Annotated in this window: 16 protein-coding genes; 5 read left to right on the top strand and 11 right to left on the bottom strand. The window is 66.9% G+C overall.

Annotated features, from left to right (window positions below; genetic code table 11):
* Positions 1–12: 12 nt before the first annotated feature.
* The 5 genes from AC4AMJ_RS18070 to AC4AMJ_RS18050 all read right to left on the bottom strand — a co-directional run bounded on the left by AC4AMJ_RS18070 (position 13) and on the right by AC4AMJ_RS18050 (position 5946).
* Positions 13–1509 (bottom strand): wax ester/triacylglycerol synthase family O-acyltransferase, encoded by a 1497-nt coding sequence (locus AC4AMJ_RS18070; protein ID WP_489899654.1) that lies wholly within the window; start codon positions 1507–1509, stop codon positions 13–15.
* On the bottom strand, positions 1506–2975 hold the full coding sequence (locus tag AC4AMJ_RS18065; RefSeq protein ID WP_489913707.1) for a WS/DGAT/MGAT family O-acyltransferase: 1470 nt from the start codon (positions 2973–2975) through the stop codon (positions 1506–1508). Before AC4AMJ_RS18065 ends, AC4AMJ_RS18070 begins: the two co-directional genes overlap by 4 nt.
* Before the next feature lie 133 nt (positions 2976–3108).
* Positions 3109–4191 carry a zinc-binding dehydrogenase gene (locus AC4AMJ_RS18060; RefSeq protein ID WP_489913705.1) on the bottom strand — a complete coding sequence of 361 codons (1083 nt, stop codon included), beginning with the start codon at positions 4189–4191 and terminating at the stop codon, positions 3109–3111.
* The gene (locus AC4AMJ_RS18055) at positions 4191–4751 is read right to left on the bottom strand and encodes a 2,4'-dihydroxyacetophenone dioxygenase family protein (protein ID WP_489913703.1); all 561 of its coding nucleotides are present in this window, start codon (positions 4749–4751) and stop codon (positions 4191–4193) included. The genes AC4AMJ_RS18060 and AC4AMJ_RS18055 overlap by 1 nt, the downstream gene beginning before the upstream one ends.
* Before the next feature lie 175 nt (positions 4752–4926).
* Positions 4927–5946 (bottom strand): AraC family transcriptional regulator, encoded by a 1020-nt coding sequence (locus AC4AMJ_RS18050; protein WP_489899658.1) that lies wholly within the window; start codon positions 5944–5946, stop codon positions 4927–4929.
* A gap of 98 nt (positions 5947–6044) precedes the next feature.
* Here AC4AMJ_RS18050 and AC4AMJ_RS18045 point away from each other — a divergent pair, with 98 nt between their 5' ends.
* The gene (locus AC4AMJ_RS18045; protein ID WP_489899659.1) at positions 6045–7064 is read left to right on the top strand and encodes an NAD-dependent epimerase/dehydratase family protein; all 1020 of its coding nucleotides are present in this window, start codon (positions 6045–6047) and stop codon (positions 7062–7064) included.
* A gap of 678 nt (positions 7065–7742) precedes the next feature.
* Here AC4AMJ_RS18045 and AC4AMJ_RS18040 read toward each other — a convergent pair.
* Entirely contained in the window at positions 7743–8651 is a 909-nt protein-coding gene (locus tag AC4AMJ_RS18040) for an alpha/beta fold hydrolase (RefSeq protein WP_489899661.1), read from the bottom strand.
* Positions 8652–8821: 170 nt separating this feature from the next.
* Between AC4AMJ_RS18040 and adhP the strand changes: the two genes are divergently transcribed.
* Together adhP and AC4AMJ_RS18030 are read left to right on the top strand one after the other, a co-directional pair.
* Entirely contained in the window at positions 8822–9856 is a 1035-nt protein-coding gene (gene adhP, locus AC4AMJ_RS18035; protein ID WP_489899662.1) for an alcohol dehydrogenase AdhP, read from the top strand.
* A 41-nt stretch (positions 9857–9897) separates the two neighbouring features.
* Positions 9898–10782, top strand: a complete 885-nt coding sequence (locus AC4AMJ_RS18030) for an alpha/beta fold hydrolase (protein ID WP_489899663.1) — start codon at positions 9898–9900, stop codon at positions 10780–10782.
* Between the two features lie 12 nt (positions 10783–10794).
* Here the strand turns inward: AC4AMJ_RS18030 and AC4AMJ_RS18025 are convergent, their stop codons facing one another.
* From AC4AMJ_RS18025 to AC4AMJ_RS18005, 5 genes are all read right to left on the bottom strand, one after another.
* Positions 10795–12573 (bottom strand): NAD-binding protein, encoded by a 1779-nt coding sequence (locus AC4AMJ_RS18025; RefSeq protein ID WP_489899664.1) that lies wholly within the window; start codon positions 12571–12573, stop codon positions 10795–10797.
* Positions 12574–12669: 96 nt separating this feature from the next.
* Positions 12670–13305: a LutC/YkgG family protein gene (locus AC4AMJ_RS18020; protein WP_489913701.1), complete on the bottom strand. Its 636-nt coding sequence runs from the start codon at positions 13303–13305 to the stop codon at positions 12670–12672.
* Complete coding sequence (locus AC4AMJ_RS18015; RefSeq protein WP_489913699.1) at positions 13302–14819, bottom strand: LutB/LldF family L-lactate oxidation iron-sulfur protein; 1518 nt, start codon at positions 14817–14819, stop codon at positions 13302–13304. Before AC4AMJ_RS18015 ends, AC4AMJ_RS18020 begins: the two co-directional genes overlap by 4 nt.
* The gene (locus AC4AMJ_RS18010) at positions 14816–15556 is read right to left on the bottom strand and encodes a (Fe-S)-binding protein (RefSeq protein ID WP_489913697.1); all 741 of its coding nucleotides are present in this window, start codon (positions 15554–15556) and stop codon (positions 14816–14818) included. Before AC4AMJ_RS18010 ends, AC4AMJ_RS18015 begins: the two co-directional genes overlap by 4 nt.
* Positions 15557–15656: 100 nt before the next feature.
* Positions 15657–17354, bottom strand: a complete 1698-nt coding sequence (locus AC4AMJ_RS18005) for a BCCT family transporter (protein WP_489899668.1) — start codon at positions 17352–17354, stop codon at positions 15657–15659.
* A 259-nt stretch (positions 17355–17613) separates the two neighbouring features.
* Between AC4AMJ_RS18005 and AC4AMJ_RS18000 the strand changes: the two genes are divergently transcribed.
* Both AC4AMJ_RS18000 and AC4AMJ_RS17995 read left to right on the top strand, forming a co-directional pair.
* Positions 17614–18867: an ATP-grasp domain-containing protein gene (locus AC4AMJ_RS18000; protein ID WP_489899669.1), complete on the top strand. Its 1254-nt coding sequence runs from the start codon at positions 17614–17616 to the stop codon at positions 18865–18867.
* 59 nt (positions 18868–18926) lie between these two features.
* Positions 18927–20933, top strand: coding sequence for a hypothetical protein (locus AC4AMJ_RS17995; protein WP_489913695.1), 2007 nt, complete (start codon positions 18927–18929; stop codon positions 20931–20933).
* The last annotated feature ends 6 nt before the right edge of the window (positions 20934–20939 follow it).

Here is a 20939-nt window from a genome sequence, read left to right as displayed (position 1 = left end):
AGGCCGAGCCGGTCATGAGCCGGCTGCGACGACTCCGAACTCCTGCGCCAGCTCATCGAGCTCCGCGTCCATCTCGGTGACCAGCTGCCACACATCGGGCACCAGTTCGCGATCGGCGGTGAAGGCGAAATCCAGCCGGTCCTCGTAGCTGAGCAGCGTCAGACTCAACCCGACACCCTCGATGAGGACGTTCACCGGATGTTGGGACACCACGCGGGCGCCCGCACAGTACAGCGGTGCCGGCGATCCGGGGATGTTGGAGATGGTGACGTTGAACGGCGGTCGGATCCAGCCGGCGCCGGTGGTCGCCGAGATCATCCGGGCGGTGCGCCCGAACAGGGCAGGTGGCACCGTGTGATTGGCGTCGCGCAGTAGCTGGGCGGGGATCGCGCGGTGGCGTTCCTTCACTGAGCGCATCACATGACCCGCACGCTCGAGCCGACCGCGGGCATCGGGCTCGTCGGTGGGGATCGTGACGATCATAGACGAGATCTGATTACCGTAGGTGTTGCCCTGCGCCGGGTCCTTGGTGCGCACCGACACCGGGACCATCGCCACCAGAGCCGTGTTCGGGTCGTCGCCACGCGCGGCCATCCGCCGGCGTAGTGCGCCGGCGGCCAGTGCGACCACGACGTCGTTCACGGTCGCGCCGGGCATCGCGTCCTTGATGGCCCGCACGGTGGGCAGTGGCAGCGTGCCGTAGGCGAACCGACGATGCGCCGAGATCTTGCCGCCGAAGGAGACCTTGGGAGCACGGCTGACGCCGGGCCGCTCGAGGGTGCGGCCATCGCGATTGCGGGTGGCGATCCGGGCCGCACGGTCCGCCGCAGCGGAGAGCAACTCGGTGCCCGGCAGGTTCCGCATCGTCGGCAGCTGATCGATGTGGCGCAGAGTCGCCGGCAGCGCCCGCATCATCCGGATCGGTTGCATCGGCAGGGACGTGAAGGCCCGGGCAAGCAGTTCGAGATCGCCGGGATCGTGGCCGACCGGGTCCTGCGGATCAGCGACGACGGCGCGGGGAAACGACCGTGGGGTCGGTTCGAGCAGTGCGCTCAGAAGTTCGATGCCCGAGACACCGTCGATCGCGGCGTGATGCATCTTCGTCAGCATCGCCACATGACCGCCCTCGACACCGTGGATCACGTGGATCTCCCAGAGCGGTCGCGCGCGGTCGAGCGGACGGGAGGCGATGTGCCCGACGGCATCGGAGAGCTGGGCGGCGCTGCCGGGCGCGGGCAGCGCTGTCTCCCAGATGTGCGAATCCAGATCGAAGGAATGGTCCTCGACGAACACCGGGTAGTCGAGGCCGAACGGTACCTCGCGGACCCGCCACCGGAACGGCGAGAGCTCGTCGATGCGTCCGGCGATCTGATCGCGGATGAGGTCCGCGGTCACCGGGGTGCCGTCGATCGTCGTGCTCTCCAGGATGGTGAGCTGGCAGACATGTGAGTGAATGCGGCCGTCTTCGATGGCGAGGAACTGGGCGTCGACGCTGCTGAGTCGTCTCATCGGGTGGCTCCTTCGGCGTGGATCTCGGCGGTGACCTTCTGCATCAGACGCAGTTCGTCGTGGAACGCGCAGGCCAGGCCGTCCAGGTCTTCGACGATCTCGCGGTCACCGACCAGTCCGATCTGCAGTCGGTCGAAGTAACTGAACACGGTGACGTTGAGTCCGAGGCTGTCGCTGATCGTCGAGATCGGGAAGTTCTCCCGCACTGCACGGCCGGCGAAGAAGAGCTGATTACGAGGGCCGGGCACATTGGAGATGACCAGGTTGGCGGCCGGCGCGAACGACTCGCTCGAGGCGATGCGCGTGACCGTGCGGGTGGCCTGGCCGAAGAGCACCGGGGGGACCAGATCGTTGACATCGCGCATCAGAGACGTGGGCACGGTGTTGTGCCGATGCTTGGCTTCCTGCATACCCTGGCGGCAACGGCGCAGGCGGACGAGGAGGTTCGGTTCGTCGGTGGGCAGAGCCGTGACCATGGACGCCACGCTGTTGCCGTAGTTACCGGCCTCGCTGTCGGTGCGCACCGACACCGGCACGACCGCCACCAGTGGCTGATCGGGGAGTGCTCCGAGTCTTTCCAGCCAGCGGCGTACGGCCCCCGTGGAGAGCGCGACGACGACGTCGTTGATGGTGCAGTCGAACGCTCGCTTGAGTTCCTTGATGTCCTCGATCGGGACGCTGGTCAGGGCGACCTGGCGGTGCGAGGAGATCTTGCCGTTCAGGCGCAGCCGCGGCGCGGTGATCGCGGGCGCGGCAGGCGGCGCGGATTCGATCCGGCCCAGCTGGGTGAGCCCACGGACCATCCGCCCGACCGGCCGGATCCCGGGGACCGATCGCAGGACCGCGACGTGGTCGAGGTTGGTCAGGGTGCGTCCGGCGGCGCCGACGGTGTTGAGCTGGCGTCGCGGTTCGGCGAGGATTCCGCGGGCGAGCATGCCGAGCTGGCTCGGTCCTTGTTCGGCACGATGCCGCGGGGCCGGTGCGATCGTCCGACCGGCGGGGGAGTCGTCGAGCAGCACGCTCATCACGTCGGCGGCGGAGATACCGTCGACGGCGGCGTGATGAAGCTTGGTGAGAACGGCCAGACCACCGTCGGCGAGCCCGTGGATCAGGTACATCTCCCAGAGCGGCCTCGAACGGTCCATCGGATGCGCGGAGAGCCGCGCGACCTGCGTTTCCAGGGCGGCTCGGTCGCCCGGCGAGACAAGTGCCAGCTCACGGATGTGGAAGTCGAGGTCGACGTCACCGTCGACCCAATACGGGTGTCCGAGGCCGAACGGGACCTCCGCGAGGCGCCACCGCAGCGGTGGCAGCAGGTGTAGTCGTTCGGCGACGTGGTCGGCGAGGTCGTCGCGGGTCAGCGGCTTGGTGTGGTTGTCGAGGATGACGAGGCTCGACACGTTCGTCACGGTTCGGCCGTCCTCGGCGGCGAGGAAGAAGTTGTCGAGGCTGGTCAGGGCGCGCATGTGGGGGAGGCTTTCTCAGACGGGGAGAGGGATTCGCGCAGGGCGCAGCAGAATTCGGCCGGGACGGCCGGGAAGCGGAACGGGTCCGCGGACACCACCGACCGGTGGGGCGGTCGGTGGTGTCCGCAGAGTCTCAGAGCGACGGGTCGACGATGATCTTCGCGTCGTGCGGGTTGTTCGCCAGACGCTCGAAGGCGTCCGCGATCCCGTCGAGGCCGACCGTGCCGGTGAGCAACGGCTCGGCGTCGATCTTTCCGGCGGCCAGGAGTGCGAAGGTCTCCGCGAACTCCTGCGGCGTGTAGTACGCCGAGAACTGCAGGTCGAGCTCCTTCATCATGCACTGGGCAGGCATGAAGGCGTCGGACTCCATGTTCACGCCGACGACCACGATGGTCGATCCGGCCGGTACGCCCGCGATGATCTCCTGGATCAGGTTGGGCACACCGACGCACTCGAAGGCGACGGTCCGACGGAACGGCATCTGACCGAGCATGCCGGTCGGCGGGGCCATCCGGGCGGGGTCGTCGGTGGCGGCCGCGGCGACGAGCGCTTCGTAGGGCGAGCTCTCAGCCGGATCGACGACCACGTCGGCGCCGAGACGCTTGGCCAGGTCACGGCGTTCCGGAGAGAAGTCCGCGGCGATAATCGGCCCGACGCCCTTCATCTTCAGGATCGCGATGATGGCGAGTCCGATCGGACCACAGCCGACGACCAGCGGAACGTCATCGGCGCCCAGCTCGGCGTGTCCGACCGCGCGGTACGCGACCGCCATCGGCTCGGTCAACGCCGCGAGCTCGGTGGACATCTCGTCCGGGACCTCGATCAGCAGAGGCTCGGAGAGCAGCATCTTCTCGGCGTATGCGCCCGGTGCTTCCGGGCCCTGGAAGCCGAGGAACACGGGTGCCTCGCGGACCAGGATCGGCATGGACACGACTCGCCGGCCGACCTGGATCTTCTGCTCGGTGTTCGGTCCGTACGACGCCACCCGTCCGACGAATTCGTGGCCGAACACCAGCGGCTTGGACAGGTCCATCATCTCGAAGCCGACCACGGCCTTCGTCGTGGCGTTCAGGTCCGCGCCATGATGCATGGCGTGTAGGTCCGAGCCACAGATGCCGCAGGCGAGCACGTCGACGAGGACCTCGCCGGGGCCCGGAGTGGGCTCCGGCACCTCGGCGACGCGAAGCTTCTCGTCCTGCATCAACACCGCGCGCATCAGACGGTCTCCACGGTGTTGCCGGCGAAACCACCCGTGATGAAGTTGATCGGCCCCAGGCCCTGGGCCTCGGACAGGGCGCCGGTGAGGTGGTGGATCAGCGCGGCGTCGAGGACCGAGTGGAAGGTGCCGTCCTCGTTGAAGTTGACGTTCGCGCCGGAGATGCTGAAGAGGACCACGGTGTCCTCGGTGTTGGATTCGGGGCAGGTCAGGCTGTGTGCCGACGCGCCCGGCTCGTAGAGGTACGAGCCCGCGGTCTGCGGCTGATCCGGGTATTCCGAGTAGAGCCAGCAGCCGCTCAGCGTGTAGGCGTCCACGGTGCCGGTGTGATAGTGCAGCGGGATCGACGCGCCGGGAGCGAAGGTGGCCAGCACGACCCATTCACCCTTCTCCAGGTCGAGGCGCAGCGGCTTGAAGTGCACGCCCGGGCCGAGGGAGTCGCGGATCAGCGGGCTCTGCTCGGCGTTGACCGTCAGCAGCTCGCCCTGGGGGAGCGCCATGACGGGGAGAAGGGCGCCGGACATCGTGGTGGCTGGGCCGGGGACTGTGGGAGCGGACATGTGGTGTTCCTTTCACCTCTGTTTGGGCTGTGATGAACACCATGCCGGGTTGTGGGCGGAATCTCTTGACCGCAGAGGACACTTTCTTGATCTTTGGAGACAAGTTTGTGATCCAGGGCACGTTTTTTGAGTGGGGCGGTGACTACCGATGCGGATCGGCCCAGTCTGGGCAGCGTCAGGCGTGAGTTCCCACTGCGCTGCGGTGGGTTGCCCGGAACTCGGTCGGTCCGGTGCCGAACCATCGACGACACGATCGCGTCAGTACGCTCTGTTCGGAATAGCCCAACTCGTGGGCCAGGTGTGTCAGAGCCATGTCGGTGTCGCGTAGCCAGTGTTCGGCGAGTTCGCGTCGCACGCCGTCGACGATGTCGGCATATGTGGTTCCCTCGGCGGTGAGGCGGCGTTGCAGCGTCTTGGGATGAAGGTGGAACTGCCTCGCGGTGACGGAGAGGGTGGCGGCGCCGGTGGGCAGGAGCTGTCGGACGAGGTCTCGGACCGACCCGGCCAGATTCCGGTCCTGTCGGTCGATCACGCTGTCGAGGTAGCTCACCATCGCCAGGTGCGCCATCTCGTCGGAGACCAGGTGACGGGTCAGATCACTCGCCTGCATGGTGAAACCGGCGCGCGGCTCAGAAAATCGTGCAGTGCAGGAGAACTCGTGGACATAGTCGGCCGCCGGTCCCAGCGGGTCATGCGGGACGTGCACAGTGAGCGGTGAGTAGGTCGAACCCAGCAGGAATCGCAGGACGCGTAGCGCAACCCCCAGGGACATCTCCATGGCCTGGCGATGCGGGGGAGGATCGGAGATGAGCAGCCGGAACTCCATGAAGGCCGTGGTGGCGTCCGGGAGCGGGACGACCTCGATGGTGATCGCCGGACTGTAGGCGGCCAGATAGTTCTCGAACACGTGCAGCGCATCGGCCACCGTGCGGGTGGTGCGGGCTGCGACACCGACTGGTCCCAGGATCTCGATGCCCTGCCGGCGTGCCATCCGACGACCGAAGTCGGGGGTGCCGGTGGTCTGCGCAGCCGCCTCGAGCACCTGGATCATCGCGACGTAGGTGAAGAACGAATCGAAGTTCCCGACGTCTTCGGGTCGGATGCCGGCCGGGCGGAGGAGTGCCGCGGCATCCGCGCCGAGGGTCGCGGTCTCCTCCATGAACCCCGTCAGACATGTGCCGCGGATCACAGACATGTCCGCAAGTGTCAAGGAAGTGTCTCTTCGAGTCAAGTTCTTGGGGAGTCGGTTGAACATGATGGAGGTCACTCCCAACCGAATGTGAGAGGCAACACATGACCAAGGTGACCAACACCTCGACTCCCGCTCGCCCCGCCCCGTCGCTGGCCGGCCGCAGCATCTTCATCACCGGCGCCAACGGCTTCATCGGCCGGGCTCTGGCCCAGCGATTCCGTGACCTCGGAGCCCGGGTCGGCGGTGTCGATCTGATCGCCGACGCCGACACCAATGTCGTCGCAGGTAACACCGTCGAGCCCGGCACCTGGGATTCCGCCCTCGACGGTGTCGACACCGTGATCCACACCGCGGCCCTGCTGGGTGCCGCACACCCGCTGGATCGTTCCCGCGAGGTGAACGTGATGGGTACCAGCCGGGTGCTGCGGGCTGCGATCAAGGCAGACGTGACCCGCTTCGTGCACCTGTCCTCGGTGGCTGCCTACGGGTTCGACTATCCCGATGGTGTCGACGAGACCTACCCGGTGCAGGTGAACGGTGACGTCTACACCGACACGAAGGTCAACTCCGAGGCGGTGGTGCTCGCCGCACACGGCGCCGGCGAGATCGATGCAACGGTGATCCGGCCGGGCGACGTCTGGGGGCCGGGCTCGGTGTGGGTGCGCTCGCCCATCGCCGAGATGCTCAAACCGACCGGCTTCCCCCTGCCCGATGGCGGCAACGGCATCTTCTCGCCGGTCTACATCGATAACTTCGTCGACGGCATGGTCCTCGCCATCTCTTCCGACAAGGCCGCCGGCCAGGTGTTCACCATCACCGACGGCGTCGGTATCCGCTGTGCCGACTTCTTCGGCCACCTCGCCGAAATGAGCGGCGGCACCATTCGCACACTGCCGATGTCGGTGGCCGCGCCGCTCGCCGACGTCCTCGGCGGACTGCTTCGTCGCCTCGGCCAGCCCAGCGATCTGTGCGCCGGCACGATGGGGCTGCTGAACCGTCCGGGCACCTACTCGATCGGAAAGGCCCGTGAGGTGCTCGGCTACGAGCCCCTGGTCTCCATCGATGAGGGCATGAGTCGCGTCCGCGAGTGGGCTCGGGAAACGAAACTCATCACGCGCTGATCGCTGCGCAAACTCGGTCGCGAGGTACGAGCGATGCGTGACCACTCCGGTCCCTGAGGGGCCTCGCGAGGTACGAGCGATGGGTGACCAGCCCGGTCCCTGAGGAGCCTCGCGAGGTACGGGCGATGGGTGACCACTCCGGTCCCTGAGGAGCCTCGCGAGGTACGGGCGATGGGTGACTACCCCGGTCCCTGAGGAGCCTCGCGAGGTACGGGCGATGGGTGACCAGCCCGGTCCCTGAGGAGCCTCGCGAGGTACGGGCGATGGGTGACCACTCCGGTCCCTGAGGAGCCTCGCGAGGTACGAGCGATGCGTCACGAAGGGCGCCCTTCGTGACGTCCTCCGCTAGCGCTCCGGACTCCTCAGGGGGCGGTGTTGGGAACTCCGTTTCCGCGCTAAGGGGTGTGAGCGGTGGTGGGAACTCCGTTTCCGCGCGGAGCAAGGTGCGAGCGGTGGTGGGAACTCCGTTTCCGCGCGGAGCAAGGTGCGAGCGGTGGTGGGAACGCCGTTTCCGCGCGGAGCAAGGTGTGAGCGGTGCGTGACGAAGGCCCTTCGTGACGCATCCTCGCAGGCTCGGAGGCTCCTCAGGGACCGGTGGTTGGTTTGCGAGCTTCCCCGGTCCCTGAGGAGCGAGCTTGCGAGCGTCACGAAGGGCGGCCCCAAAGGCGAGGTGACCTGTCAGCGTGGCTGGTCCCACACGGTCATCAGTTCGCTGATGATGTCGACGGACATGCCCAGCGCGCCGAGATGGCTCTCACCGTGCATCGTGAACAGCTTGGCGTCGGGGAGCAGAGACACCATGTGCTCGCCGTGCTCGTGCGGGATGATGTGGTCGCGGTCGCCGTGCCACCAGCGGACCGGCACCGACACCTCGGGCACACGGAATCCCCAGTCCCGGGAGAACACCACGATGTCGGCGAACGGCGCCTCCATGCGCCGGGACCCGCCGTGCAGCAGATCGTCGAGGAACATCGCCCGGAATTCCGGGCGTGACAACAACTCTCGGTCACCCTGTGGGGAGAGTCGGCCGTAGATCTTGATCGCCGGTTCGGCGATGGGTCGGGCCACGCTGAGGACCGAACTCACCACTTTGCCCACCGGCGCGCCTGCTACGCCGAGGATCGGTGCCGCCGCCTGACCCATGCGCATCGCTCCGCCGCCGATGGCGTCGGGTCCGACCGTGGGCGCGACACCGCCCAGGATGCCCGCCGCGACCACACGGTCGGGAAATGCGTGCGCGACCCCGAGTGCGTACGGCCCGCCGCCGGACAATCCTATGACGGCGAACTCGTCGATACCCAGTGAGTCGGCGACGATCTCGAGGTCGGTGGCGAACTCGGACACGCTGCGATAGCGGTACGGCGTGGACGATCCGACGCCGGGTCGGTCCAGACCGATGATCCGGTACCCGTTCTCGGCGGCGAAGGCGCGGGCCTCGGTGGGTATCTGACGTCGCGCACCGGGGGTCCCGTGCAGCCAGAACAGGGCGCGGCCGGTGGCCGACCCGAACTCGGCGAAACCGATTCGCCGTCGTCCGTCGCCGACCGACACGGCCCCTTCGATCTTGGGACGGTCGATGTCCATCATGTCTTCGAGCATCCCACGCCTGGCTGTGTCGTGGGTCACGGGCCCTGGTCGCGAGCACGCGACGATCCGATGAACTCATTGTGCTTCGCTCCCGAAACCGGACCGTCGACGCCCGCGGTGGCGAACACTGGGGAACGCCAGGACACACAGATGTACAAGGTGGTGCGGAGATGACAGGCAATGGTCAGACGTTCACGGCGGCGGTGGTCACCGGCTTCGGTGATCCACTCGAGATCACCGAGCTCGAGGTACCCGAGCCCGGACACGGTCAGGCGCTGGTGAAACTCGAGACGTCCGGCGTCTGCCACACCGACCTGCACGCGGCGCACGGCGACTGGCCGGTCAAACCGTCGCCACCGTTCGTGCCCGGTCACGAGGGGTATGGCACGGTTGTCGCGGTCGGCCCCGGCGTGACCGAACTCGCCGTGGGGGACAAGGTCGGCAATGCCTGGCTGTGGTCGGCGTGCGGGACTTGCGAGTACTGCCGGACCGGGTGGGAGACGCTGTGCGAGAAGCAGCAGAACGGCGGCTATTCGGTCAATGGTTCGTTCGGCACCCACATGCTGGTCGACGAGAAGTTCGCGGCCCGCATCCCCGACGGACTCGACCCGGTGGAGGTCGCCCCGATCCTCTGCGCGGGTGTGACCGTCTACAAGGGTCTGAAGGTGTCGCAGACCAGGCCGGGGCAGTGGATGGTGATCTCCGGGATCGGCGGACTCGGCCATGTCGCGGTGCAGTACGCCACGGCCATGGGCATGCGGGTGGCGGCCGTCGACATCGGCGACGACAAACTGGAGCTGGCCCGCGAGCTCGGCGCCGAGGTGACGGTGAATGCCGCCGACACCGACGTCACCGCGGCGATCGTCGATCAGACCGGCGGCGCGCACGGCGTGCTGGTGACCGCCGTCCATCCGCAGGCCTTCGGCCAGGCGATCGGCATGGCCCGACGAGGTGGAACCATCGTGTTCGTCGGACTGCCGCCGGGAGATTTCCCGGCGCCGATCTTCGATGTCGTGCTGAAGGGCCTCACCATCCGCGGGTCGATCGTGGGGACGCGTCAGGACATGGCGGAGGCGCTCGACTTCTATGCCCGCGGCCTGGTGAAGCCGACGGTCACGACCACCCGCCTCGACGAGATCAACGATGTCTTCCGCCGTATGGAGGAGGGCAAGATCGAGGGTCGAATGGTCATCGATTACCGCTGATCACAGGTGTTTCTCAACCTGAACCGCGTACCGTCGTCAGTGTGAGATCTGACTTCGCGCGTGGGGCGGCCCGCGCCTTCGGCCATGTCACACGCCCGTACCCGGCGCGCAACATTCCGTCCGGGTCGATGCTCGATCTGCCGGGGCGCGGTGAGGTGTTCGTCACCGACTCCGGCCCCAAGGATGCGCCCGTGGTGTTCCTGCTGCACTCGGTGCTCACCACCGGACTGCTCTGCTGGTATCCGGTCATCCCCGAGCTGAACAAGCGGTATCGGGTGATCACCATGGACCAGCGCTGGCACGGGCGTGGCATCCGGTCGGACGAATTCGATCTGCGCGACTGTGCCGACGACGTGGTCGCGGTCGCCGACGCGCTCGGGATCCGGCGGTTCACCGCGGCAGGTTTCTCGATGGGTGGCGGCATCGCCCAGCTCGTGTGGCGTCGACACCGGCAGCGTGTCTCCGGTCTGGTCCTCTGCTCGACCGGTCCGTACTTCAGCACCAATGATCCGGACCTGCGCGCACAGTCGCAGCGCACCGGGCGGATATTGACGGCGATGAACCGCCTGCTGCCGCGTCCTCGGGTCGGCCGCCTCGACGACACATCCGTGCACACCGCGGTGTGGGCTCTGCGGCAGTTCTTCTCCACCCCGCTGTCGCACATGGGACAGTTCGGCGACGGACTCGGCGCGTTCGACTCGCGGTCGTGGCTGGCCGACGTGGACGTTCCCACCTCGGTGGTGGTCTCGGTGCGCGATCGGGTCGTCGAGCCCGCTCGTCAGCAGCTGCTACTCGACGGCATCCGCGGCTCGCGACGGTTCGAGGTCGACGGCGGACACGCGTGTTGTGTGCTCGGGGCCCAGTGGTTCATCCCGCCGTTCGTCGAGGCGGTCGACGCGGTCAGCCACATCTCGGTCGAGACGTAGCGGCACGCCAGCTCAGGCGTTGCCCTGTCGCTGCTGTTCCAGGACGGACAACAGTTCTTCGTAGGGCCCCATCAGGTACGCGCGGTCGCCCGCGGCGAAGCTCGTCCCGCGACGCGGCGGATACTCGAGCGAACCGTCGGTCCGGGCGATCGCGACCACCCGGGTGTGTGCCGAGAGCTCCTTCATCGCGATGCCGTCGAGCCCCTGGCCGGCGTGGATCGCGACCCGTCCCACCATGAACGACTGCGACCGCACCGACATCGTGCCCAGCACCTCCAGGCCGAGCGCGGCACCGATGAACCAGGGCGCGGCGAGCTCGGCCGTCGACCGGACGTTGCGGAACCCGAACCGGGCCGTGAGGGCGTCGGCGAGCGGCCGGTCGAAGATCCGCATCACCACCGGCACGCCGCGCCGGTACGGCGTGTCGGCCCACCGGTCGCCCAGGACACCGCGTGCGGTGATGCCGATCTCCACGTTGACCATGTCGTTGCTGGTCAGGACGGCCACTGCGGATGCGCGGTCGACGCCGGCGTCGAACAGGGTCTCCGGCAGGGTGGCATCGCCGACCACGATCGGGATGCCGAGGTCGCGGGCGGCAGACACATAGCGGTCGGCCTGCGATATCTCGACGATGACGACCTGACGACCGCGGGCACGGAGCTCGCGCGCAACGCGGATTCCGAAGGTGCCCAGCCCGATCACCACCACATGCCCCGACATCATGCGTGCCCGGCGTCGGCCGATGGTGTGGGAGAACCGCCGGGACACCAGCAGCTCGGCGAGGAACGCCATCACCAGGGCGGTCGTGGTGAGGCCGGCGAACATCAACACGATCGACCAGACCCGCAGCCACGTCGGTTGAAACGAGAAGTTGAAGTCGCCGTAGCCGACGGTCGCGACGGTCTCGGTACTGAAATAGATCGCGTCGAGCACCGACATCCCGGGGCGCTGATAGCCGAAGCGCAGCACGATGGTGGACACGATCAGCAGGCTCGCGAGCGCACCGAGCATCCGGAAGAAGTTCGGGTTCACGTCCTGGACGAACGACGATACGGCCTGACGTAGCCGACTCAGCGGGCCGATTCTGGGTTTCGTCGCGTCCGACCGTCTCACCGGTTCCTGCCCGACATCGATCCGATGCTCGGCGAACTGCCGCGGTGTACCGAACATCGTCGCGGTGTCTCCGGGACGCACGATGACGTCACGTCCGGGGCAGGCGGTCAGCCCGGGGCGGTGCGACCGGTCTCCCGGCCCGGCCGCGACCGCGACGGGCGCGAGGTCGCCGAAGAGTTCCCGCAGGGTGGATTCGGTCTGGATCGGCAGCTGGGCGGCGACGAACGGTACGCCCTCGATCTCCAGGTGATACTCGGGGTGGCCTTCGCAGGCCTCGATCACCGACGGCGCCGCCAGCTCGGCGATGTCGAGGGTGGCGCCGGGGAATATGCCGTCGGAGAGCGCACCGCGCACCGTGGTGTTGGCCATCTGCGTGACCACGCGGACATCGGGTCGCAGCTCCCCGGCGGTCAGTGCGGTCTCCAGATTCCACAGTTCGTCGTCGGCGACACACACCACGGCCAGCGCGGATTCGATGCCGGCATCGACCAGTGCGGCGCTGACACTCACCACCGAGGTGTGATGATCGATCTCCCACCGGCGCAGCGCGGCAACGAGTTCGGGCTCGACGCTGCGCACCACGAGTACCACCCGCTCGCCGGAGCCGATCAGCTGCTCCACGATGCGGACACCCATTGCGGAGAATCCGCAGACGATCAGGTGCCCTCGGTCGGCCATCGAATCCTTTCCTCGGAGCGTCTCCTCAGGCACACGCCTGACGAGACGACTGTACGAGTCCTCGGCTGTTCGCGCCGGTGGTCCGGTGCGGGCGGTTCACGGCGCCCCGGTGATGATCACGTGCAGGGTGCGCGGCCCGTGCACCCCTTCGACGCGGTCGAGCTCGATGTCGCTGGTGGCGCTGGGGCCGCTGATCCACGTCTGTGGCCGCGACTGGACACCGAGTTCGATGAGCCGGGCGACCGCCTGCGGGACGTCGTCGACCACCCGTGCGGCGTCGACGATGCAGATGTGGACGTCGGGGACCAGTGACAGCGCGCGTCGACCTTGCCCGGCACCGTGGTCGAGGACGATGGTGCCGGTGTTGGCGATCCCCACGGTCGCCTCGGTGACGACCGCCCCCACGGTGTCCAGGTCGGCCGCGGAGAGGATGTCGTCGACCCAGGTCAGGTCTGTGTGGACCCGCTGCCGGATCGTCTCGTCGGCGAGGATCGGGCCGTCGACCGCCGCCAGGGCCGTGGCCACCGCCGAGCCGAGCTCGTCCTCGCTCACGTGCACGACGGCTGCCCGGTAGTCGGCCACCCGCTCGGCGAATCTGTCGACGAGGTCGAGGTCCCCGGTGCCGACCGGCCGCCCATACGACCAGTCGACCGGTGTCTCGGTGACATCGGTGTTCGCCACATCGGCGAGGGCCGACCGGACCCGGCCGAGGATCTCCTCGCGGGCGCTCATGATCGCGGCCCTCGGTCGCCGGAGCGCCCACCGCGCTCGCGTTTCCACCAGTCGCGGAACGATTCCGCCGGCGGCACCGGGATGTCGCGGGCCGAGCTCCAACCGGACAGCGGACCGGGCAGCGCGCCGATGGTCATGCGTCGGCCGAAGAACCGGTGGCTGGTGGTGGCGGCCTTCTGCGCGGCCTCCAGACGTTTGTGGCTGCCGAACATCCAGGCCATGGCCTTCATCGCGCCCGACTCCGGGGTGGGCAACCCGCCTCGGTGCTCGTCGACCACCCGGGTTCGCAGGTGCACCAACAGTTCGGGGATCGGGATACGAACCGGGCAGACATCCGAGCAGGCGCCACACAGGCTCGACGCGAACGGCAACGACTGGTCCACCGCCGACGTCGTGCCCCGCAACTGCGGCGTGAGGATCGCGCCGATCGGGCCGGGATAGACCGAGCCGTAGGCGTGGCCGCCCGCGCGTTCATAGACCGGACAGACATTGAGGCAGGCCGAGCAGCGGATACAGCGCAACGCGGCACGCCCGATCTCGTCGGCCAGCGCCGTGCTCCGATTGTTGTCGAGCAGGACGATGTGCATGTCCTGCGGTCCGTCGCCCGTAGTGACGCCGGTCCAGATGGACGTGTAGGGGTTCTCGCGCTCGCCGGTGCTCGATCGCGGCAGCACCTGCAGGAAGACCTCGAGGTCGGCCCAGGTCGGGAGAACTTTCTCGATGCCGACCACACAGATGAGGGTCTCGGGCAAGGTGAGGCACATCCGGCCGTTTCCCTCGGATTCGACGACGACGAGGCTGCCGGTGTCGGCGACGGCGAAGTTGGCGCCGCTGATGCCCACCCTGGCTCGTAAGAACTTCTCCCGCAGGTGAAGCCGCGCCGCTTCGGCAAGCCGCTTCGGTTCGTCGGTCAGGTCGTCGGGTGCCGCGCGTCCGACCTCGCCCATTCGCCGCCGGAAGATGTCGCGGACCTCGCTGCGGTTGCGGTGGATGGCCGGAACCAGGATGTGGCTGGGCCAGTCGTCGCCGAGTTGCACGATGAGTTCGGCGAGATCGGTTTCCCAGGCATCGATCCCGGCGGCCGCGAGCGCCTCGTTGAGCTCGATCTCCTGGGTGGCCATGGATTTCACCTTGACCACTTCGTCGGCGCCGGTCGCGCGCACGAGGTCGACGACGATCCGGTTGGCCTCCTCGGCATCTCGGGCCCAGTGTACGACGGCGCCTGCTGCGGTGGCGTTTTCCTCGAACTGGACGAGGTAGTCGTCGAGGTGGCGCAGCGTCCGGTTCTTGATGGCCTCGGCCGCCAGGCGGAGCTCTTCCCAGTTGTCGAGCTCGCTCACCACCTCGGCGCGCTTGCTGCGGATGATCCCGGTGGCGTGGGCGAGGTTGCGGCGCTGCGTCGTGTTGGTCAGCTCGTCGCGCGCGGCGATCGGGAACTTCGGCATGCCGACGAAGGCGGACGTCACCCCCACGTGTGGATGTGCGGCGTCGACGGTCTCGTCAGCGGTGCTCATGCCGGTTCCTCCTCGGTGGACACCAGGATCTCGGCCAGGTGCATCATCCGGATCCCGGATCGCTCTCGAGAGAGCAGTCCGCCGATATGTGCCAGACACGAGTTATCTCCCGCGACAAGCACTTCGGCCCGGGTTTCCTTGACGTTGGCCGCCTTGTCCGACCCCATCGCCACGGACACGTCGGCGTTCTTCATCGCGAAGGTCCCACCGAAGCCGCAGCAGTCCTCGGCGGCGGGCAACTCGACCAGGTCGATGCCGCGCACTTGGCGGAGCAGCTGCAGAGGTTTGTCGCCGACCCGCAGCATGCGCAGCGAATGGCATGTCGGGTGATAGGTCACACGGTGCGGGAAGTATGCGCCGACATCGGTGACCTGCAGGACGTCGACGAGGAACTCGCTGAGTTCGAACACCTTTGGGGTCAGCGAGTCCACCGCACTGAGGAGTCGTCGGTCGCCCGCCCGGTCGGCGATGTCGCGGTGCTGATGCCGGACCGATCCCACACACGACCCCGAGGGCGCGACCACGGCGTCGTAGTCGCCGAACACCTCGGTGAACTGCCGCACGCCGGGAATTGCTTCTTCGGCATAGCCGGTGTTGGTGAACATCTGTCCACAACAGGTCTGTTCGATCGGGAACTCGACCTCGACCCCGAGGCGCTCGAGCAGGAGCACAGCCGCTTTCGGGGTGTTCGGCCACATGGTGTCGTTGAAGCAGGTGGCGAACAGTGCGACCCTCATGACGCGATCATCCTCCACCGGGGGATCGTGCGCAGCCCGATCGTCGAAGGCTGTTCGGGACCGGCGTGGGGCGGGCCGATCCGCGCAGGCCGATGGCCCGTCAGGAGGTGTCGGCGGTCGGTCTCGCCTCGGACCCGATGTCCACCGAGGTGCTGGGTTCGGAGGCGTCCGACGGAGGCGGCGGTGAAGCGGCTCCGTCGGGTTTGAGCTGATCCTTGTACATGTCCAGGAAGTGCGCGTGCGTCATCGGTGTCACCTTGTGCTTCTCGGCACGCAGACCCATGAACAAGGTGACGATCATCAGACTGACGAGGATGAAGATCGGCAGCCCGACGACGGTGATGACCTCCTGCAGTGCGCTGAGTCCGGCCTCGCCACCGACCACGATCAGGGTCGCGGCGACCGCTCCCTCGGTCAGTCCCCAGAACACTCGTTGCCGGACCGGTCCCGCCTCGGCATCGCCCGAGCACAACATGTCGACGACCAGCGACGCCGAATCCGACGAGGTGGCGAAGAACAGCGCCACCACGACCACGGCGATGCCCTGGATCAGCGTCGTGAGCGGGAAGTTCGCGAAGAACTCGAACATCGCCAATGGCACACTGTCGGCCACTGCCGCCGAGATCGGTCCGCCATCGCCGCCGATGCCGTCGATCTCCATGGCCGACCATCCGAAGATGACGAACCACACCAGGGTGAACAGCGACGGGGCGACGAGCACACCGCCGACGAACTGCCGGATGGTGCGGCCCCGGGAGATGCGGGCGAGGAATACGCCCATGAATGGTGCCCACGTGACGGTCCATGCCCAATAGAAGACCGTCCAGCCGCCCTGCCAGCCCCAGCCGCCCTCCTTGGTGAAGTCGGCCATCGCGTCGTTCCAGAACGCCAGCGGGACGATCTCGGCGGCGTAGGAGCCGAGACTCTCGATCACCTGTCGTAGCAGGAAGACGGTGTCGGAGAAGACCAACACGAACAGCATCAGGCCGACCGCCATCAGGATGTTGATGTTGGACAGGCGTTTCACGCCCTTCTCCAACCCGACGACGATCGACGAGGTCGCGACGACGGTGAGGGTGGTGATGATGATGACCTTCGCCCAGACCGAGTCGGGCAGTCCGATGAGTTCGCTGAGCCCGGCGTTGATCTGCGAGGTACCCAGGCCGAGGGACACCGCGAGGCCGAAGACCGTTCCCAGTACCGCAGCGACGTCGATGGCCTTGCCGATCGGCCCGTGGATGCGCTCTTTGAGGACCGGGTAGAACACCGACGAGACGCGCATCGGCAATTTGTATCGGTAGATGAAGAAGCCGAAGGCGAGTCCGGGCAGGGTGAAGATGGCCCAGGTGTGCAGGCTGAGGTGATAGAGCGAAATGTTCATCGCATCCTCGGCCGCCTCGGGGCTGTACGGCGCGACGCCCTCGAACGGGGGATTCGAGAAGTGTGAGATCGGCTCTGCGACACCCCAGAACATGAGTACGGTGCCGATCCCTCCGGCGAAGAGCATGGCGAACCAGGAGAGATTCGAATACGCGGGTTTGTCCCCGTCGTCGCCCAGGCGCAGCCGGCCGTACTTGCTCAACGCCACACAGATGAGGAATATCAACCAGACGGTCACACCGAGGATGAAGAACCATCCCAGATTCGTGACGATCCATTCACGCCCGTTGCCGAACGCATCGCCCACCCAGTCCTGGAAGATCAGGAACAGGACGAGCAAGGAGATCGTCAGGCCGGCTGACCAGAAGAAGATGTGCGGATTCGTCCGAAGGCCGAGTTTACGTGCGAGAGTATCCACTTTTCGCCGTCTCCAATTCTCGACGGCTCCATCGTGGGTTCGGTTTCGTTGCTGGTCGGATCGCGTGTGATCGGGAGTACCGTCGACTGTTTCTCAGCATCGTCGTTCGCGGCGGCGTTGGCCACCGATGCAATCGAGTCGTTACATTTGCGAAGTTTGTCCGGTTTGGGTGCAGACGGCGGGCGCGATGCGATTGGCACATCTGTACGGTTGAATCGAGTCCACATGACCGCGCAAGATCCTGAGCGAAAGGACATGTATGTCGCAGCCCGCGACGATCGAGGCAAAGAGAGAGAAGGATCCGACCAAGGGCTATGTGGCACTGCTCGGCTGGAGTCTGGGGGCCATCGAGGCCGTCGACAGATTCGACCGCCGCTACGTCGTGGTGGCGCCCGATTGGGCCGAGGAGTACTGCGCTGAGCATGACATCCCTTATGTGTCATGGAATTTCGAAAGACTCAACGACCGGTCGCTGGAGATCGCCGAGACGCTGCAGGACATGGGCGTCGACGTCGCGATCCCGCTGTTCGAGGAGACCGTCGAATGGGCCGGTGCCATCAACTCGGTCCTGATGAACAAGCCTCGACTCTTCGGTCAGGCAATGCTGTTGCGCGACAAGGCGCTGATGAAGCGTCGCGCGCAGCTCGGTGGCATCCGGGTCGGCATCTTCGAGGAGGCGCACGATCGCGAGGACGTGATCCGCTTTCTGCGCCGCGTGAACCAGACGTTGCTCAAACTCGACGGGGATCCGAACGACCCGATCCACCTCAAGGCCTTCGACAAGGCCGGCTGCCTGGGTCATCGCGTCATCCGAACTCCCGACGAGGTCGACTCGATCCCGGACGAAGAATTCCCGGTGCTGATGGAATCACATCTCGATGGTTGGGAATTCGCGGTCGAGGCATGGATTCACAACGGAAAGATCAAGTTCCTCAACATCTCGGAGTATGTGACCTTGGGGTACTCGGTCTTCGTACCGGCCACGCCCGAGCTCGAGAAGTACCGGCCACAGATCACCGCGCAGATCGAGAAGCTGATCAAGACGTTCGACATCGACTTCGGATTCGTGCATCCGGAGTACTTCGTCACCAACGACGGCGAGATGTACTTCGGCGAAGTCGCTTACCGGCCACCGGGTTTCAAGGTGTTCGAGCTGCTCGAACGTGCCTACGGCTTCAATGCCTATCAGGCGCTGGTGCTCTCGTTCGACCCCAAGACCACCGAGGAGGAGATCGACGCGTTCTTCCCGCGTGAGGTGGTCGACGCGAACGGTATCGCCGGGTGTTTCGGGGTGTACCCGCGTCGCCGCGTGGTGTCCAATCTGGAGATCCCCGAGGTCACCGCCGACGACGACTACTACGAGACCAACGATCTCTCCGAGCCGCTGGAGGAGACCGTCACCAAACGCACGGCTTTCGGCACGCACTGGGGTCTGCTCTACTTCTTCGGCGAGGACCCGTACCGGATGCGTGATCTCCTCAAGCAGCAGGAAGAGCTCGACTTTTACGTATGACGGTTCGCGTTGGGCCACAGGACGGCGCCGCGCGGACCTCGAGGACAGCAGAGGTTTTCGTGGCCACTTTGGACGCCCCCGATCCCGGCCGGGCGCTCGCATCCCGGATCGAACAGCTCGATCACGCGGTCGCGGCGATCCGGGATGCGCCGGACTATGCCAAGCCGGGCAAGCTGCGTCGGGTCCTGGACTCGCTGCGCCGTGTGCTGACGCAGGACGGCGGGGCGGCGGCGATCCGCGATCGTGCCGGCGCGCTGGAGGCGGCGGGCGTGTTCGCGGGGTCGGACTGGGATCACCCGGCCATCCTGGTGCCCGGCCTCGCCGGGCCGAGCTTGCGCAGCGATCACGCCGACACCGTGGTCCTCGAGGTGACCAGTGAGTTGCGGATGCTGGCGATCGCCATGGGGGAGCACAGTCGCGACGACGTGACCGCCGAGGATGCCCGTCGGTTTCTCTCCCAGATCCTCGCGATGAACTTGGAGGTGCTGCTCGCCGCGCCGTCGGAAGCCGACCGTGTGCGACAGGGCCGCACCGCGCACATGACTCGAGACGTGTTCGGCTACATCGTCGATCAGATCGGCTACGACAGCGTGCTCGACGAACTCGTCGAGGAACTCTGGCGGATACTTCGGCAGCGTCCCATCCAGGTGGACCACGTGACCGCGATGGTCACGCGGATCGCGATCCAGCGCAACGACCCGTCGGTGGACCTCGGGTCCGCGGGTCAGGGACTCGATCGCCTGACCAGCGCCCTGTTCGGCCCGACCGAGGCGTGTCGAGAGGACCCCGGCGTCGACGTGTATCTGTCCCGGGTGGCCGCGATGGACGCCGAGGGGCTGGAGTTCGAGGCCCGTGGCTTCGCCCGCGCGATGCACGACACCGGACTGGTCTCGGCGTATCACGCTGCGCTGGTGCGCTTCCTGGTCGACGACAACATGTACCTGCTGCCCGAGGCGCTGGGGGTGTCGGACGTGGGCCGCAACTGCCTGCTGCGCTACCCGGAGCTCGTGCACGAGTTGATCATGCGGGCGGTCCATCCGCACTCGCCGCAGTGTCTGTACGGCCTCGCGCTGCTGTTGGATCGCGGGATCCTGCATCAGCCGCCGGTGGTCCCGTCGCTGTGGCGACAGGCGGGACTCACCCTCACACCGCGGGTGAGTGAGCGTATGCATGCCGCGTTCGGCCCGGACGTCGATCCCGCCGCGCTGTTGTTGGGTGGCCTGCTGTCCATGTTGGGCCAGCCACTCGGGGTCGGACAGGGCGACAACCCGACGTGCCAGGCAGCCCGAGCGCTGTCCATGTGGGCCTACAACGATCCCGACTACCTTCTGCAGGTCGTGGCGTGGGCGGCCCGCGACGATGAGGTCGTCGCCCATTTCGAGGGGCAGGCCATCTCATCGGCCGACAGTGTGGGCGGGGTCGCCGCCACCGACCCCATCGACCTCGATCCGGTGTCGTTGCTGGTCGTCCCGCATCTCGACCGGATCTATGCGGAGATGGTCCGCCGCTGCGCGGGACGGCCCGGTGACCCGCATCGCTGGGTGAACCCCGAGTTCCACGGCTGGTGGTCGGCCCGGGGATTCCGGATCAACGTCGACGTCGAGACCGGTAACCTGATCGACCTCGACGACTTCATCCGCCAGTTCTATGCGGCGTATCACCCCGCCTACAACGGCGGCCAACCGCTCATCCACCCCCAGCCGGCCGGGATCGCCTTCACCGACAGCGCGGCCCGTTATGTCGGCTGGCACGCGATCACGATCCTGCGCGTGACCGACGACCCGAACGGGGTCGTCCGCGTGTACTTCTTCAACCCGAACAACGACAGCGGCCAGGACTGGGGCGACGGTGTCGTCGTCGGCACCGCCGGCAACGGCGAGCGGCCGGGCGAGGGGTCGTTGCCGTTCGAGCAGTTCGCCTCCCGGCTGTACATCTTCCACGCCGACCCGCTCGAGGACGGTGCACCCGAGGAGGTCCCGGCCGCCGACGTCGCCGATGTGGTCGGCTACATCGAACGCAGCTGGGGCGCCGATCGGATGCCGGCCACCTCAGAAGCCGGCGCGTAGCCACGG

This window comes from Gordonia sp. LMA484 (assembly GCF_058129505.1).
This window is presented reverse-complemented; position numbering and strand designations above follow the sequence as displayed.